Annotated in this window: 14 protein-coding genes; 6 read left to right on the top strand and 8 right to left on the bottom strand. The window is 66.6% G+C overall.

Annotation, left to right across the window (positions count from 1 at the left end; translation table 11 throughout):
• Positions 1 to 338: 338 nt before the first annotated feature.
• From ACGFJ2_RS30590 to rpmH, 8 genes are all read right to left on the bottom strand, one after another.
• Complete coding sequence (locus tag ACGFJ2_RS30590) at positions 339 to 1,301, bottom strand: ParB/RepB/Spo0J family partition protein (RefSeq protein WP_357938160.1); 963 nt, start codon at positions 1,299 to 1,301, stop codon at positions 339 to 341.
• A gap of 1,364 nt (positions 1,302 to 2,665) precedes the next feature.
• The gene (locus ACGFJ2_RS30585; RefSeq protein WP_357938162.1) at positions 2,666 to 3,601 is read right to left on the bottom strand and encodes a ParA family protein; all 936 of its coding nucleotides are present in this window, start codon (positions 3,599 to 3,601) and stop codon (positions 2,666 to 2,668) included.
• 137 nt (positions 3,602 to 3,738) lie between these two features.
• On the bottom strand, positions 3,739 to 4,398 hold the full coding sequence (gene rsmG / locus ACGFJ2_RS30580; protein WP_357939726.1) for a 16S rRNA (guanine(527)-N(7))-methyltransferase RsmG: 660 nt from the start codon (positions 4,396 to 4,398) through the stop codon (positions 3,739 to 3,741).
• 373 nt (positions 4,399 to 4,771) lie between these two features.
• Positions 4,772 to 5,260, bottom strand: a complete 489-nt coding sequence (locus tag ACGFJ2_RS30575; protein WP_357939728.1) for a R3H domain-containing nucleic acid-binding protein — start codon at positions 5,258 to 5,260, stop codon at positions 4,772 to 4,774.
• A gap of 20 nt (positions 5,261 to 5,280) precedes the next feature.
• Positions 5,281 to 6,234: a membrane protein insertase YidC gene (gene yidC, locus ACGFJ2_RS30570; RefSeq protein ID WP_357938164.1), complete on the bottom strand. Its 954-nt coding sequence runs from the start codon at positions 6,232 to 6,234 to the stop codon at positions 5,281 to 5,283.
• A gap of 4 nt (positions 6,235 to 6,238) precedes the next feature.
• Positions 6,239 to 6,496, bottom strand: a complete 258-nt coding sequence (gene yidD, locus ACGFJ2_RS30565; RefSeq protein ID WP_357655404.1) for a membrane protein insertion efficiency factor YidD — start codon at positions 6,494 to 6,496, stop codon at positions 6,239 to 6,241.
• A 17-nt stretch (positions 6,497 to 6,513) separates the two neighbouring features.
• Complete coding sequence (gene rnpA, locus ACGFJ2_RS30560; protein WP_225300917.1) at positions 6,514 to 6,879, bottom strand: ribonuclease P protein component; 366 nt, start codon at positions 6,877 to 6,879, stop codon at positions 6,514 to 6,516.
• Positions 6,880 to 6,938: 59 nt separating this feature from the next.
• Complete coding sequence (rpmH, locus tag ACGFJ2_RS30555; RefSeq protein ID WP_093172456.1) at positions 6,939 to 7,076, bottom strand: 50S ribosomal protein L34; 138 nt, start codon at positions 7,074 to 7,076, stop codon at positions 6,939 to 6,941.
• Positions 7,077 to 7,650: 574 nt separating this feature from the next.
• Here rpmH and dnaA point away from each other — a divergent pair.
• The 6 genes from dnaA to gyrB all read left to right on the top strand — a co-directional run bounded on the left by dnaA (position 7,651) and on the right by gyrB (position 16,042).
• A complete protein-coding gene (dnaA, locus tag ACGFJ2_RS30550; protein WP_357938166.1) occupies positions 7,651 to 9,222 on the top strand; it encodes a chromosomal replication initiator protein DnaA in 1,572 nt (523 codons plus the stop codon).
• 522 nt (positions 9,223 to 9,744) lie between these two features.
• On the top strand, positions 9,745 to 10,884 hold the full coding sequence (dnaN, locus tag ACGFJ2_RS30545; protein WP_357939730.1) for a DNA polymerase III subunit beta: 1,140 nt from the start codon (positions 9,745 to 9,747) through the stop codon (positions 10,882 to 10,884).
• A 48-nt stretch (positions 10,885 to 10,932) separates the two neighbouring features.
• Entirely contained in the window at positions 10,933 to 11,871 is a 939-nt protein-coding gene (gene gnd / locus ACGFJ2_RS30540) for a phosphogluconate dehydrogenase (NAD(+)-dependent, decarboxylating) (RefSeq protein WP_357938168.1), read from the top strand.
• Positions 11,872 to 11,977: 106 nt separating this feature from the next.
• Positions 11,978 to 13,210 carry a DNA replication/repair protein RecF gene (gene recF / locus ACGFJ2_RS30535; protein ID WP_393474106.1) on the top strand — a complete coding sequence of 411 codons (1,233 nt, stop codon included), beginning with the start codon at positions 11,978 to 11,980 and terminating at the stop codon, positions 13,208 to 13,210.
• The gene (locus ACGFJ2_RS30530) at positions 13,200 to 13,757 is read left to right on the top strand and encodes a DUF721 domain-containing protein (protein ID WP_393474103.1); all 558 of its coding nucleotides are present in this window, start codon (positions 13,200 to 13,202) and stop codon (positions 13,755 to 13,757) included. Before recF ends, ACGFJ2_RS30530 begins: the two co-directional genes overlap by 11 nt.
• A gap of 341 nt (positions 13,758 to 14,098) precedes the next feature.
• Complete coding sequence (gene gyrB, locus ACGFJ2_RS30525; protein ID WP_393474100.1) at positions 14,099 to 16,042, top strand: DNA topoisomerase (ATP-hydrolyzing) subunit B; 1,944 nt, start codon at positions 14,099 to 14,101, stop codon at positions 16,040 to 16,042.
• Positions 16,043 to 16,056 lie beyond the last annotated feature (14 nt).

The raw sequence follows: 16,056 nt of genomic DNA, 5'->3' as shown, positions 1-16,056 counted from the left end.
GATGCCCGCTGGGGGTTCGGCTCGGGACGCCCGCTCGGGGGTTCGACTCGGGACGCCCGTCGAGACCTTCGCTCGAGTGTTCGCTGGGGCGTTCGCTCAGGGCGCCCGTCGAGGTCGTCTTTCGAGGCTCGGAGGCTCGCCACTACGAGTGGCGGCGGTTGGTGGGGTCGGAGCTGGTGGCGTTTCACGTGAAACACGAGCTACTCCGGCGGCAGCCTCAGATCGGGTTCAGTGGGCCGACTTCCTTCAGGTGTTCGCCGTCGGTCCCCAGGCGACGCGGCGCCTCACCTGGCCATGGTTTCACGTGAAACGGCAAATGGTTTCACGTGAAACATGGGTCAGTCTTCGGCGTTCCTCATTGCGCGGGCGGCCTCGGGAGCCATAGTGCCGATGATGCGCTCAAGGTCATCGATCGTCGCGAACTCCACCACGATGCGCCCCTTACGACGACCGAGGTCGACTTTGACCTTGGTCTCGAAGTGGTCTGAGAGGCGGTCTGCGAGGTGGACGAGGCCGGGTGCGGAGGGCTTGTTGGGCTGGCGGTCGCGGGTGGCCTTGGGGGCCGCCTTGGAGCTGCCGAGGGAGACGATCTCTTCGACGGCCCTGACGGAAAGAAGTTCGGCGACGATCCGCTTGGCGAGTTGGATCTGCTCTTCCGGGCTGTCGAGGCTTAGGAGGGCGCGGGCATGGCCGGCGCTGACGGTGCCGGCGGCGACGCGGAGCTGGACCTCCGGCGGGAGGTTGAGCAAGCGAAGGGTGTTGGTGATGTGAGGACGGGATCGGCCGACCTTCTGGGCGAGCTCTTCATGTGTCGCCCGGAAGTCGTCGAGCAGTTGCTGGTACGCGGCGGCTTCTTCCAAGGCGTTGAGCTGCTCGCGCTGGAGGTTCTCGATCAGCGCGTCTCTGAGGAGCTCGTCATCCTGGGTGTTGCGGACGATCGCGGGGATCGGGTCGAGCTCAGCCAGTTGGCAAGCGCGCCAGCGGCGCTCCCCCATGATCAGCTCGTACTTGCCGCCGCCCACCGAGCGCACGACGATCGGTTGCAGCAGACCGACCTCGCGAATGGACGCGGACAACTCATGAAGGCGCTCGTCGTCGAAGACATCACGGGGCTGGCGCGGGTTGGGGACGATCGCGCTGAGGGCGATCTCCCTGAAGTACGCTCCGGCAATCGGCTTGGGGCCGGCGGTCTCCCCCGTTGCGCCATTCGCGGGGGCTACTGTCCCCGCGCCGTCAACGATGGGACCGGTCGGGATGAGTGCCCCGAGTCCCTTGCCCAATCCCCGCCGATGCTGACTCACTGCTTCTCCTCATCCACCGGGCCGATTCCGGTCACTCCAGGAGAGGTTACCGTCGTCAACGCAACAGGGTGCCCGCTCGCCACACGCGGTTCCTCCGGATTTACACCGCCACAACCTCACGCGTACACATCCGACCAGGCATGCACTCCGCAGGCCCTGTACCCCATGATTTTGGGCGCCAAGACAGACCGTTCAGAAAGATTCCAATCTTGGGGCGGGAGTTTGGGGGTGTGGGTGTGTAAGGAGGTGGGATGTGGGCGGTCGCGATATGGGTGCGGGAGGCGGAGGTGCGGGAGGCGGAGGTGCGGGAGGCGGAGGTGCGGGAGGCGGAGGTGCGGGAGGCGGAGGTGCGGGAGGCGGAGGTGCGGGAGGCGGAGGTGCGGGAGGCGGAGGTGGGGTGCGGGGAGTTTGGCCGAGGTGGTGGGCATCACCGCGTGCCGTGCGTCGCTCGCACGCCGTCTTCGCCGCGCTACCCTCGCACGTCGTCTTGTCGACGTCCCGCATCACGCATCCCGTGGGAGTGTCCGGACTTGGAGGGCATGGTGAGCGGCCCACGGTCCATGAGTTGTGCCAACGAACCCGCCCCGCCTGCACGGCCTCCACGGGGCCGTCGGGGCGCCGCCAGGTCCTACCCTCTGAACGCCCGGTGTTGTGCCCCGTGTGCCCTGTGTATCGGTGAATATCGCTGTGTGCCGATATGTGCTTCCTGTGATGCCTCTAATGGTTGAGGCCCTAGCGATGCCTGTGGCTGGCCAGAGCCCGCGATGCAGGGGTGCCTGTGGTGCAGGGGGTGCCTGTGGTGCAGGCGATGTAGGCGCTGCCTGTGGTAGTGCGACCTGCGCCCTGGTGCCTGTGCAGTACGTGGGGCGGGTGTGCTGTGCGTGCGCTTTGATAACGCCTTGCGGACACCGTTGGGCAGCGGCGTGAGCCGCCTGTGGATCCTGTGGATCAACGCGGAAACGAGCATGGGGTCGGGGAGACGAACGGGAGCGCTCCCTACGGACGCGGTGAGACGAGCGGGAGCGGTCTCCGTACTGACGCGAGGAGGCGAACGGGAGCGGTCCGCACGGGCAACGGGTGGTGAGGATCGTGCCGCTGCCAGAGACGAGAGGTCACGGCCGTGCTGGTGCGGGAAACGAGCGGTAAGAGATGGTCTGTGTTGATGTGGGAAACGAGCAGCAGAGGATCGTCCCTACGAATACGGAATAGAAGAAACCGGGACCAGCCCACGGGTGAGGGGCCATCGGTGGACAGCCCGTGGAAACCAACCCAGGAGTAGGACGGTCGGCAGAGCGGCCGCCGCATTCAGGTCACACGAGACACCAACGGCCGCACAAAGATCAGCCCTACGACACGGCAACAGGTCAGACGGCGGCGCGGTGGGCGATTTCTCGGGCGGCGTCCATGTAGGCCATGGCGCCACTCGAGCCAGGGTCATACGTCATCACCGACTGCCCATAGCTGGGCGCCTCAGAAAGGCGGACGCTGCGCGGGATGACCGTGCTGAGGACCGTCTCTCCGAAGTGGGCGCGGACCTCGTCGGCGACCTGGGACGCCAGCCGGGTGCGGCCGTCGTACATGGTGAGGACGATCGTCGACAGGCTGAGCGTGGGGTTCAGGTGTGCCTTGATGAGGTCCACGTTGCGGAGGAGCTGGCCCAGGCCCTCCAGCGCGTAGTACTCGCACTGGATGGGGATCATGACCTCTTCGGCGGCGACCAGGGCGTTGACGGTCAGGAGGCCGAGCGATGGCGGGCAGTCGATGATGATGTAGTCGAGCTCGATCGCCTCGAACGCCCCCAGCGCGCGCCTGAGGCGGGCTTCCCGGGCGACAAGTGAGACGAGCTCGATCTCGGCGCCGGCGAGGTCGATGGTGGCGGGGGCGCAATAGAGGCCCGGCATGTCCGGCACCTCCTTGACGATGTCGGCCATCGGCAAGTCGTCAACGAGCACTTGATAGACATCCGGGACATCGCCCCGGTGCTCGGTGGCCAGGGCCGTGGACGCGTTGCCCTGAGGGTCGAGGTCGACCACGAGTACGCGCTGGCCGTGCATCGAGAGCGCGGCGGCGATGTTGACCGAAGTCGTGGTCTTTCCGACGCCGCCCTTCTGGTTCGCCACCGCGATCACTCGGCACTTGGGCGGCCTGGGCCAGGCGCCGTCGCCTCCCCCGGGCGCTTCGCCCGCCTTGGCGGCAGCTGTTTGGGTGGCAGATGTTTCACGTGAAACCACTGAGCTGAGCGCCTCTCGTACCAACGGCGAATCACCGGGGTTTAGGGGGGTCTGGGTCACGTTGGCCATCCTTTCAACCAGTGGCAGGCCGGTGCCAGGAATTCGCTGTCGCGACACGCCCATTTCGGGCCAGCCAACCCCGCTGGGACTCTCGGACAGAGGGCTGTCCGGCCAGCCAAGACCGCTTGACGCGATTGGCACGACCGTCACCTCCTTCGTCGCCGCCTACCGGGCTCCGGCGCGCGACCTGCTACCACCCGAACCAATGTTGCAGGCGGCTCGACCTTACCGCGCCCGACACTCACAAGCTCGGCTGTCCTCGCCCCGATGGCCCGCAATTGGGGCTCCGCCTCGGCAAGTTCCTCCGCGGCGCGCTCCCCCTTCATGGCGATCAACTCGCCACCTTCGCGAAGAAGTGGCATGGCCCACTTCAGCAGCCGGTCAAGCGGCGCGACCGCGCGGGCGCTGGCGACGTCGAATTCGCGCTTGCCCGCCAGCTCTTCCGCGCGACCGCGCAACACCTCGACGTTGTCCAGTTTGAGCGCTTCGACGCACTCCTCCAGGAATACGGTACGGCGAAGCAGCGGCTCCAACAGGGTCACCGTGATGTCCTGCCGTACGATCGCCAGCACGAGGCCCGGCAACCCGGCGCCCGAGCCGATGTCGACCAGCCGCACCTCCGGCGGCACGGCCTCGGCGACGACGGCGCAGTTGAGCAGATGACGATCCCAGATCCGTGGGACCTCGCGGGGGCCCAGCAGCCCGCGTACCACCCCAGGGCCGGCGAGGAGCTCGGCGAACGCCTGTGCGCGGCCCCAAGCCTCACCGGTGAAGACCTCTCGCGCCACATCAGGCGGAGGCGGCAGCTCACGCGCTTCGTCGGGCGGAGGCGGCAGCTCGTCGGTCACTGGTGGGTGGCCCTTCCTTGGGGGTCATGGGCGATGCTCTGTCTCTACTCAAGGCTAGGTGAGCGATCACTTGGGAAGACTAGCGGGCCGCCCTGAATGAGGGGCGCGCGCCACACTCCCTGCACTCCGCGCCGAGGTGGAGGTCGTGGAAGACCGGACAGTGGCCATAATGCTCCAAATTTCACAAATAATGCCAAAGGGTAAATGAAGCAGCAATGGGCCACGGAGCGGACAAGCTGTACGTACATGAAGAGTGCCCTCACGCGAACCGGCCGCCGTCCCCCGAGTGCGGGACGGCGGCCGGTCGGCGAGCGAGTGTGCGTACGTGCGGTCAGACCGGGAGTACGACCACGTAGCGGTGCGGTTCCTCCCCCTCGGACTCGCTACGGAGCCCGGCGGCCGCCACCGCGTCATGGACGATCTTGCGCTCGAAGGGCGTCATCGCGTGCAGCGCCTTGGGCTCGCCCTTCTCCTTCACCTCGTTGGCGATCTCGGTGCCGAGCTTGGTGAGCTCGGCACGGCGCCGCTCACGGTAGCCGGCGACGTCGAGCATCAGCCGGGACCGCTCCCCCGTCTGCCGGTGCACGGCCAGGCGGGTCAGCTCCTGGAGCGCCTCCAGGACCTCCCCCTCGGGCCCGACAAGGCCGGTGCCCTTGAGGCCCACGACCGAGACCAGCGCGCGGTCACCTTCGACGTCCATGTCGATGTCGCCGTCGATGTCGGCGATATCCAGGAGACCCTCGACGTAGTCTGCCGCGATCTCGCCTTCCTGCTCGAGCGCGTTGAGATCAGGAGTCTTCTCCTGCTCGGCCTCGGTCATGGCCGGCCTCTCCTTCGTGTTCACGACTTCTTGCTGCCGGTGCGCTTGCTGCGGGACTGACGACTGGGCTGCTGCCGAATGATCTTAGGCTCCGGCGGCGCGGAAGGCACTTCCTCTTCCGGAGTGGCGCCCTTGCGGAGTTTCGACAGCAGGCCGGTCTTCGGCTCGACCGGGACCACGTTGCCCTTGGCGTCGAACTGCGGCATCGGGTGGCGGCTGTAGAACCAGTGCTGCTGACCGAGCGTCCACAGGTTCGTGGTGACCCAGTACATGATCAGGCCGAGCGGGAAGTTGAGGCTGAAGAAGGCGAACAGCGGAGAGATGTACATCAGGATCTTCTGCTGCTGCGCCATGGGGTTGTCCGGCATCTGGGCCATGGAGCGGGTGACGCTCTGCCGGACGGTGAGGAACGTGGTCAGCGAGCTGATCGCCACGAAGACGCCGAGCACGATCTTCGTTGTGACGACGGTGGCCCCGAAGCTTTCGACCTGGGCCTGCGACATCCAGAAGTTGGCCGGCAGCGGCGCGCCGAAGATGTGCGCGGATCGGGCGCTGTCGACGAGCTGCTGCGTCATGCCGTAGACCGGGCGGCCGTCGGCCATGGCCCGCAGCACGGTGAACATCGAGATGAAGATGGGGAACTGCGCGACCACGGGCAGGCAGCCACCGAGCGGGTTGGCGCCCGCTCCCTGGTAGACCGCCATGACTTCCTGGTTCATGCGCTGCTTGTCGTTCTTGTAGCGCTTGCGGAGCTCTGCCACCTTGGGGGCGAGTTCCTGCATCTTGCGCGACGAGCGCATCTGCTTCAGGAAGAGCGGGAAGATCAGGACCCGCATGAAAACGGTCAGCGTGATGATGGTCAGGGCCCATGTCAGCCCGCTGTCCGGGTTGAGGAATGTGCTGTATCCCTGATGGATCCAGATGATGACATGGGCTACGGCTTCATAGAGCCAGCTCAGCCAGGACAGCTCCACCGAGCTATCTCCCTTGCGTTTCGTGGGACCGAACCGGGCGTGGGGGCACCGGGTCTATACCTCCGGGATGGAATGGGTGGCACCGCCCGATGCGCCGGACAGTCAGCCAAGTGCCGCGCAATGCACCATGTACGGCTATCGCTTCGAGCCCGTAGGCACTGCACGACGGATAGAAACGGCAACGTGGACCGAGCATCGGGCTGATGAAGGCCCGATAGAACCGGATCGGGATGATCAATGCCCGAGCGGGGAGGCTCGGCATCCCTTGCGGCTGCTCCGTCATCTGTGTCCATCCATCGCGGACTCGCGCCGCCTGAACAAACGATCCAACGCGAGGTCGAGCTCGGCGGCAAGGTGCTCGTATCGCGCTGACGCAGCCGGTGGATTGGCGCGTACCACCAGCAGGCTACCTCGCGGCAGCCGGTCGAGACGGTCCCGCATCAGGTGTCGGAGCCGCCGCTTGACCTTGTTGCGCACGGCGGCGCCACCCACAGCTCGGCTCACCACGAAACCAACCAGAGGCGTCGAATCCCCAGAAATGCTTAGATGCACTACCAGGGTAGGACGGCCCGCGCGCTTCCCACGCTTGACGGCCGCCTCGAACTCCTCCCCGCGTCGCATGCGGGATTGACGGGAAAGCACCATATACGCCTATCGCCCGCCGGCGGACTTCACCGGCGGGCGGACTATCGGACGCGAGTCGATCAGGCCGACAGCGTTTCGCGGCCCTTACGGCGGCGAGCGGCCAGGATGGCGCGACCGGCCCGGGTGCGCATCCGCAGCCGGAAGCCGTGGGTCTTCGCGCGGCGACGGTTGTTCGGCTGGAAAGTACGCTTGCTCACGGGTGGGCTCCAGGCTTGAAGGTGCGCCGCAGGGGCGCTGATACACACATGGCTGGCTTGCCAAGAGAGCGAGGGCACGCGAAATAGCCGTCGCGTGACAAGCCGACCATGGCACGTTACGGGGCAAGCATGCCCCAGGTCAAACTGGCGGCCCGGCGAACGGGGTTATCCACTAATCCACATGCGGGTTTTCCACATCCTCGGCCACGTCCACAGTATGTGCACTCAGGTACCACTAGGCTGTGGACAACGCTTGAACACAGCTGTGCACAGAGCTACTGTCAGCCCTCCCAGAGCCGCTCAGGCCCTGTGCATAACCTGTGGATGGCCTGTGGATGATGTGGGTGTCCAGCTCGCCCGCCACGCTGTGGACCAAGGCGCCGGCCGCCCCTGCGGGTGGGAGTTCCATGTGGATAACTCGCCCCGGTGGACAGCCAGTGACGGCGCACCGACGACTTGTGACGTACGTGTGCGAAGCGCCAATAACCAGGCCGCAACGGCACCAATGCCCGCACTGGGCAAGCGGTAAACGATCGATCGCGGGGGGCCGCGAGAGGAAGGAGGGGTAGCGCACATGAACCATGTCGACCTCGGCACGGTATGGGCGAGGGCCCTGAGCAACTTCCTCAACGAGAACGTCCCCATACAGCAGCGCACCTGGCTCTCCATGGTGCGCCCGATCGCCCAAGCAGACGACACGATCGTGCTGGGCGTCCCCAACGACTTCCTGAAGGACCTCATCGAGGGGAAGCTGCGGCCCCTCGTGGCCCACGCGCTCTCCCAGGAGCTCGGCCGGGCGATGCGCCTGGCCGTGATGATCGACACGACGGCCCCCGAGCAGCAGATGCCGGACCTTCATCCACAGCCTGTGGCTCAAAATTATCCCCAGGGCCTGGACCCCCAGCCACGTTATGCACAACCCCCATCGGCCCAGCACTACCAGGCTTCCGAGCCTCCGCAGTTCTATTCTCCACAGCCGGACCCGGCCCAGATATCCACCGAATATCCACAGCCCACGTTCACTTTTGAACAGGGGCAGTCCCCTGTGGAGAAACTGCCGGAGCCGACGCACAACCGCTGGGAAGCGAAGAGCAACAAGCCCAGCGAACCCGCCCGGCTCAACCAGAAGTACACCTTCGAGACATTTGTCATCGGGGCCAGCAACCGATTCGCCCACGCGGCCGCCGTGGCCGTAGCCGAATCCCCCGCAAAGGCGTACAACCCTCTCTTTATTTATGGTGACTCGGGCCTGGGGAAGACCCACCTCCTGCACGCGATCGGGCATTACGCCCAGAGCCTGTACGACGGCGCGCGGGTGAGATACGTGAGCTCGGAAGAGTTCACCAACGACTTCATCAACAGCATCCGCGACCACAAGGCCGACGGCTTCCGCGGCCGCTACCGGGCGATCGACATCCTGCTCGTGGACGACATCCAGTTCTTGGAGGGCAAGGAGCAGACGCAGGAGGAGTTCTTCCACACCTTCAACACCCTCCACAACGCCAACAAGCAGATCGTGATCTCCAGCGACCGGGCGCCGAAGCAGCTGATCACGCTGGAGGACCGGCTGCGCAACCGGTTCGAGTGGGGCCTGATCACCGATGTCCAGCCGCCCGAGCTGGAGACCCGCATCGCGATCCTCAGGAAGAAGGCCATCCAGGAGGGCCTGGCCGCCCCGCCCGAAGTCCTGGAGTACATCGCCAGCCGCATCTCCACCAACATCCGCGAGCTGGAGGGCGCCCTGATCAGGGTCACCGCCTTCGCCAGTCTCAACCGGCAGGGCGTCGACCTCCAGCTGGCCGAGGTGGTGCTGAAGGACCTGATCACCTCCGACGGCGGCCACGAGATCACCATCGCCACGATCATGGCCAAGACCGCCGAATACTTCGGCATCAGCATCGACGACCTCTGCGGCAGCTCGCGCAGCAGGGCTCTGGTCAACGCCAGGCAGATCGCGATGTATCTGGTACGCGAGCTGACCGACCTGTCGCTGCCGAAGATCGGGCAGCAGTTCGGCGGCCGCGATCACACGACCGTCATGCACGCCGAGCGCAAGATCCGCTCGCTCATCGCGGAGCGCAGGTCGATGTACAACCAGGTCAACGAGCTAACAATGCGTATCAAACAGACGTCGCGCGGATCCTGACCGTCATGCACAGCCTGTGGATAACACTGTGGATCAGGGGAAACGTCAGATCGCGGCGGCCGTACGCCCCATCTTCGCCTGAAAAATCCTGCGCGATGCCTGGGGATAAAGTTGGGGACATCCTGAGGACAACCTGGGGACATCCGGTGGATGACTTGTGGACGGCCTGTGCACAGTCGAAAAAGGGTCTCTCACGAGGCCGTTTAGCCCGTGGATAACCTGTGGAAAGCCGGTGGATGACCAGTGGATGAACGCACCATGATCTGGGGACGAGCTGTGGGCAACGAACTTTCATCCCCAGGCGGCGAAGTTTCCCCCAGGCGTAATCCACCGAGCATGTGGGCGACGCCACGCAAGCTGACCAGGGGAAACGCCCGTTGTCCACACTATCCACAGCCCCTAGTGTGAAGACCACCTATCTCTCTTACTAAGAAACTCAAGACCCATAGAGGGGTTCTCCCGGAACTCGAGTGCGGGAGAGGCAACACTTGAATCAACGACGAACTCAGGAGGCTGATGACCGTGATGTTCCGAATCGAGCGAGACGTCCTCGCTGAGGCGGTGGCATGGACGGCACGCAGCCTGCCCGCGCGACCGTCGGTCCCCGTTCTCGCCGGAATGCGGATGGAGGTCACCGAGGACCAGCAGCTGAAGCTGTCGGGCTTCGACTACGAGGTCTCCGCCGAGGTGACGCTCGAACTCCACACCGGTGAGGCCGGCGTCGTCCTGGTCTCCGGCAAGCTGCTCGCCGAGATCACCCGCGCGCTTCCCGCACAGCCTGTGGACTTCGTCGTGGAGGGAGCCAAGGCGGTCGTCACTTGTGGCAGCGCCCGGTTCACCCTGCTGACCATGCCTGTGGAGGACTACCCGTCGCTGCCGGCCATGCCGCCCGCCGCCGGCCGGGTGGGCAGCGACGTCTTCGCCGCCGCCGTCGGCCAGGTCGCCGTCGCCGCGGGCAGGGACGACACGCTGCCCATGCTCACCGGCGTACGGATGGAGATCGAGGGCGACACCGTGACCCTCGCCGCGACCGACCGCTACCGCTTGGCCGTACGCGAGCTGAAATGGCAGCCCGACCAGCCCGACTTCGCGGCGATCGCGATGATCCCCGGCAAGACGCTCGCCGACTCGGCCAAGGCGCTCGGCGCGACGGGCGCCGAGGTGGAGATCGCGCTCAGCTCGGCGGGCGGCACCGGCGAGGGCATGATCGGCTTCTCCAGCGCCGGGCGGCGGACCACGACGCGGCTGCTCGACCCCGAGTTCCCCAAATACCGCTCGCTGCTGCCGACGGAGTTCTCGGCGCGCGCCGACCTGTCCACAAGCTCGTTCGTCGAGGCGGTCAAGCGCGTGGCCCTGGTCGCCGAGCGCAACACTCCGGTACGCCTGGCGTTCAAGAGCGGCGAGGTCGTGCTGGAGGCCGGCAGCGGCGACGAGGCCCAGGCCGTCGAGGTGCTGCCGGTGGACTACGAGGGCGAGGAGATGAACATCGCCTTCAACCACCAGTTCCTGCTGGAAGGGCTGGGCGCGATCGACTCGGACGTCGCCCGGCTACAGATGACCACGTCCACCAAGCCCGCCATCCTCACCGGTGGAAAGCCTGTGGATGACGGCGGAGTCCCCGACTACCGTTACCTGATCATGCCGATCCGCTTGTCGAGCTGAAAATCCCATCGGGGATTATGGAGGCCTGACTAGGGGAGTTGGTACATCATGCAGATCGGCATGGTCGGACTTGGCAGGATGGGCGGCAACATGGCCGAAAGGCTGCGCCGCGGAGGTCACGAGGTCGTGGGCTATGACCACAACCGGGAGGCCAGCGACGTCGGCAGCTTGAAGGAGCTGGTCGACAGGCTGGAGGCGCCGCGCGCGGTCTGGGTGATGGTCCCGGCCGGCAAACCCACCCAGCAGACGGTCGACGAGCTCGGCAAACTCCTCTCCGAGGGCGACATCGTCATCGACGGCGGTAATTCACACTATGTGGATGACCAGAAGCACGCCGCCGAGCTCGCCGAGCGCGGCATCCGCTTCGTCGACTGCGGCGTGAGCGGCGGCGTCTGGGGGCTGCAGAACGGCTACGCGCTGATGTGCGGCGGCGACGAGGCCGTGGTCCAGCACATGATGCCGATCTTCGAGACGCTCAAGCCCGAAGGCGAGGACGGCTTCGTCCACGCGGGCGAGGTCGGCGCGGGACACTTCGCCAAGATGGTCCACAACGGCATCGAGTACGGCATGATGCAGTCCTTCGCCGAGGGCTGGGAGCTCCTGGAAGCCTCCGACATCGTCAAGGACGTCAAGGGCTGCTTCAGCAGCTGGCGTACCGGCACCGTCATCCGCTCCTGGCTGCTCGACCTGCTGGTGCGGTCACTCGACAGCGACGAGCACCTCGAGGAGCTGCGCGGTTACGCACAGGACTCCGGCGAGGGCCGGTGGACCGTTCAGGCGGCGGTGGACCACGCCGTGCCGCTGCCGGTGATCACCGCCGCGCTGTACGCCAGGTTCGCCTCGCGTCAGGAGGACCCGCCCGCGATGAAGGTGGTGGCCGCGCTGCGCAACCAGTTCGGCGGCCACCCGATCGCCTCGGCGGAGGGCTCGACGGGCATGGGCGCCGACTCCCCCGGCGCCGACGTGACCCCGCCGAAGGTGCGCTGAGCCTCCTGAACGTGCGCTGACCCGATACCGGTTCATCCGAGATCGGTTATCCACAGGCGCACGCCGGTGACCCCAGTGAGCTGCGTGGCCCACTAACCTTCTTGGGGTGCACGTCGCCCACCTGTCGCTGACCGACTTCCGGTCCTACGCCTCCGTGGAGCTCGGCCTGGAGCCGGGCGTCACGGCGTTCGTGGGGCCCAACGGCCAGGGCAAGACCAACCTGGTCGAAGCCCTCGGCTACGTCGCGACGCACTCCAGCCACCGGGTGGCGAGCGACGCGCCTCTCGTACGACGGGGCGCGAGCCGGGCCATCGTGCGCTGCGCCATCCACAGGGACGACCGGCGGGCGCTGGTCGAGCTGGAGATCAACCCGGGGCGCGCCAACCGCGCCCGGCTCAACCGCTCCCCCGTGTCCAGGCCCCGCGACGTCATCGGACTGCTGCGCACGGTGCTGTTCGCCCCCGAGGACCTGTCGATGGTCAAGGGCGATCCCTCTGAGCGGCGGCGCTTCCTCGACGAGCTGCTGGTGAGCCGCACCCCGCGGTTCGCCGGCGTGCGCGCCGACTACGACCGCGTTCTGAAGCAGCGAGGAGCGCTCCTGCGTGCCGCCTCCCAGGCCCGCAGAGGGGCCAGGAGCGCCCGAAGGGCCGAGAGTGACACAGGATTCTCGGCGGCGGGCGCCGGAGACGTCCTGAGCACTCTGGAGGTCTGGGACGCGCATCTGGCGAGACACGGCGCGGAGCTCCTCCAAGCACGGCTCGATCTCATCGACGCGCTGCGCCCGCTGGTCGCCGGAGCCTATGCCGCGCTGGCCCCCACGAGTGCCCCCGCGACACTGGCCTATCGCAGCACTTTGTCCACAGGCGGCGACGCGGCTGAGGACGAAGTCCCCGGTGAGACGGGATCTTCCGATACACAGACGTTATCCACAGACTTGGGGAAAACCCTTGAAGAACGACTCCGCGAGCGGCTATTGGAAGTCCGCGCGGCCGAGCTGGAGCGGGGTGTCACGCTCGTCGGCCCGCACCGCGACGACCTGATCCTCGGCATCGGCGAGCTGCCCGCGCGCGGCTACGCCAGCCATGGCGAGTCGTGGTCGTTCGCCTTGGCGCTGCGCCTGGCCGCCTACGACCTGCTCCGGGCCGAGGGCGGCGACCCGGTGCTGATCCTGGACGACGTCTTCGCCGAGCTCGACAGCCAGCGCAGGCGCCGCCTGTCCGAGATCGTCGCCCCCGCCGAGCAGGTGCTCATCACCGCGGCGGTGGCCGACGACGTGCCCGGGGAGTTGATCGGGGCCAGGTTCGACGTCGCAGAAGGGAGTGTGACGCGTGTCCGCTGAGAGCAACCCGCGCGGATCCGCCAACGGGTCTGCTGACGGCACCTCCCGGGTGCCTACCGATGACAACCCCACGGCCAGGGGCGCGGCGATGGCCAGGGAGAAGCTGGCCCAGGCCAAGGCCGACGCGGCCAAGCGCGGCCAGCTCCCCCGCCGCGAGCCCAGGCGCAGGGCGGGGGCGCGCAGGGACGCCGGCGATCCACAGCTTTTCGGACGCGCGATCTCCGACCTGCTGGCCGACCGCGGCTGGGAGCGGTCGGCGGCCGTCGGCGGGGTGTTCGGCCGCTGGTCCGACATCGTCGGTCCCGAGCTGGCCGCGCACACCAAGCCCGATTCGTTCGACGACGGCGAGGTGCTGATCTTGGCCGACTCCACCGCGTGGGCGACCCAGGTACGCCTGCTCGCGCGCACTCTCGTACGCCGGCTCAACGAGGAGCTCGGACACGGCACGGTGACGAAGGTGAAGGTCAGAGGCCCGCAGAACGCACCGCGCGCGGCCGGGGGCCTGAGGGTGACCGGCAGCAAGGGCCCGGGAGACACCTACGGCTGAGCCGGATCGGCGACAAACCCATGGGCCGGACCCGCGAGAAAACCCATCAGAGAGCCGCAGACGCGATGACCCCCATTCCTGTGGGGGGATGCTCGAAGAGGGGGAAAACAAGCGACAGGCCGTTACAGGCGCGTTCAATGCCACCTTGGGCCCTCAGAGCCGGTAGAATGAAACTGGATTCCGGACACGTCCGTTTGCGTGTCACCCCCGGCACGTATGCGGCGCCGATTCCCCCGGGTGATCAACGCAACGGGGCACTCACGACGGTGACGGGCACGGCAGGGGCAGCTTGACAACGGTCGCCTCCCCAGCCGCGTGTCCGCGGCAGGAGGATTTGGCACTTGTCCTACGACGCTAGCTCAATCACCGTACTCGAAGGGCTTGAGGCGGTTCGCAAGCGCCCGGGTATGTATATCGGCTCGACCGGTGAGCGCGGTCTGCATCACCTGGTCTACGAAATCGTCGACAACTCGGTGGACGAGGCCCTCGCCGGCCACGCCGACCGCATCGACGTCACCCTGCTCGCCGACAACGGTGTGCGGGTCATCGACAACGGCCGCGGCATCCCGACCGGCATCCACCCGGTCGAGAAGCGTTCCGCCGTCGAGGTCGTGCTGACCACGCTGCACGCGGGCGGCAAGTTCGACGGCAAGTCGTACGCCGTGTCCGGAGGTCTGCACGGCGTCGGCTCGGCCGTCGTCAACGCGCTGTCCACCGCCATGGAGGTGGAGGTCAAGCAGAACGGCCACATCTGGCGGCAGCGCTACGAGCACTCCAAGCCGACCGCGCCACTGGCGACGGACGGGGAGACCACCGAGACCGGCACCACGATCACGTTCTGGGCCGACGAGGCGATCTTTGAGACCACCACCTGGAACTTCGAGACGCTCTCGCGGCGCTTCCAGGAGATGGCCTTCCTCAACAAGGGCCTGACGATCGTGCTGCGCGACGAGCGGCCCGACCACGTCAACGGCGAGGTCGTCGAGGTCACCTACTGCTACCAGGGCGGTCTGTCCGACTTCGTGACGCACCTCAACTCCAAGAAGGAGCCCGCGCACGCGTCGGTCATCGACTTCGAGGAGCACGGCGACGGCGTCTCCGTAGAGATCGCCATGCAGTGGAACAACTCCTACAGCGAGTCCGTCTACACCTTCGCCAACACCATCAACACGGCTGAGGGCGGCACCCACGAGGAGGGCTTCCGCGCGGCGCTGACGTCGATCGTCAACCGCTACGCGCGCGAGCAGAAGTTCCTCAAGGAGGGCAAGGACGACAACCTCTCCGGCGAGGACGTCCGCGAGGGCCTGACCGCGATCGTCTCGATCAAGCTGGCCGACCCGCAGTTCGAGGGGCAGACCAAGACGAAGCTCGGCAACACCGAGGCCAAGTCGTTCGTACAGAAGGCCTGCAACGACCACCTGCGCGCCTGGTTCGAGCGCAACCCCGGCGAGGCCAAGGACATCATCAACAAGTCGCTGCAGGCCGCCAGGGCCCGCCTCGCGGCTCGCCAGGCCCGCGACCTGACGCGGCGCAAGTCGCTGCTGGAGTCGGGCAGCGGCCTGCCGGGCAAGCTGGCCGACTGCCAGTGGAACGACCCCGACAAGTGCGAGCTGTTCATCGTCGAGGGCAACTCGGCCGGCGGCTCGGCCAAGGGCGGCCGCGACTCGCGTTTCCAGGCGATCCTGCCCATTCGCGGCAAGATCCTCAACGTCGAGAAGGCCCGGGTCGACAAGGTCCTGCAGAACACCGAGGTCCAGTCGCTGATCACGGCCATGGGCACCGGCGTGCACGACGAGTTCGACATCAGCAAGCTGCGCTACAACAAGCTGATCCTGATGGCCGACGCCGACGTCGACGGCCAGCACATCACCACACTGCTGCTGACGCTGCTGTTCAGGTTCATGCGCCCGCTGATCGAGGGCGGTCACGTCTACCTGTCGCAGCCGCCCCTCTACAAGATCAAGTGGGACCGCAAGGGCGACGACGCCTCCTACGCCTACTCCGACCGCGAACGCGACGCGATCATCGAAGACGGCATCGGCCGCGGCAAGCGTGACCCCCGCGCCCACGACGGGGTCCAGCGGTTCAAGGGTCTCGGCGAGATGAACGCCAACCAGCTGTGGGAAACCACCATGAACCCTGACAGCCGCATCCTGCTACAGGCCACGCTCGACGACGCCGCCCAGGCGGACGAGATGTTCAGCGTGCTCATGGGTGAGGACGTCGAGGCGCGCAGGGCCTTCATCATCCGCAATGCGCGAGATGTCCGTTTCCTAGACGTGTAGCGCTCAGCCGTACA

It is taken from the genome of Nonomuraea sp. NPDC049028 (genome assembly GCF_043197735.1).
Taxonomy (GTDB): domain Bacteria; phylum Actinomycetota; class Actinomycetes; order Streptosporangiales; family Streptosporangiaceae; genus Nonomuraea.
This window is presented reverse-complemented; position numbering and strand designations above follow the sequence as displayed.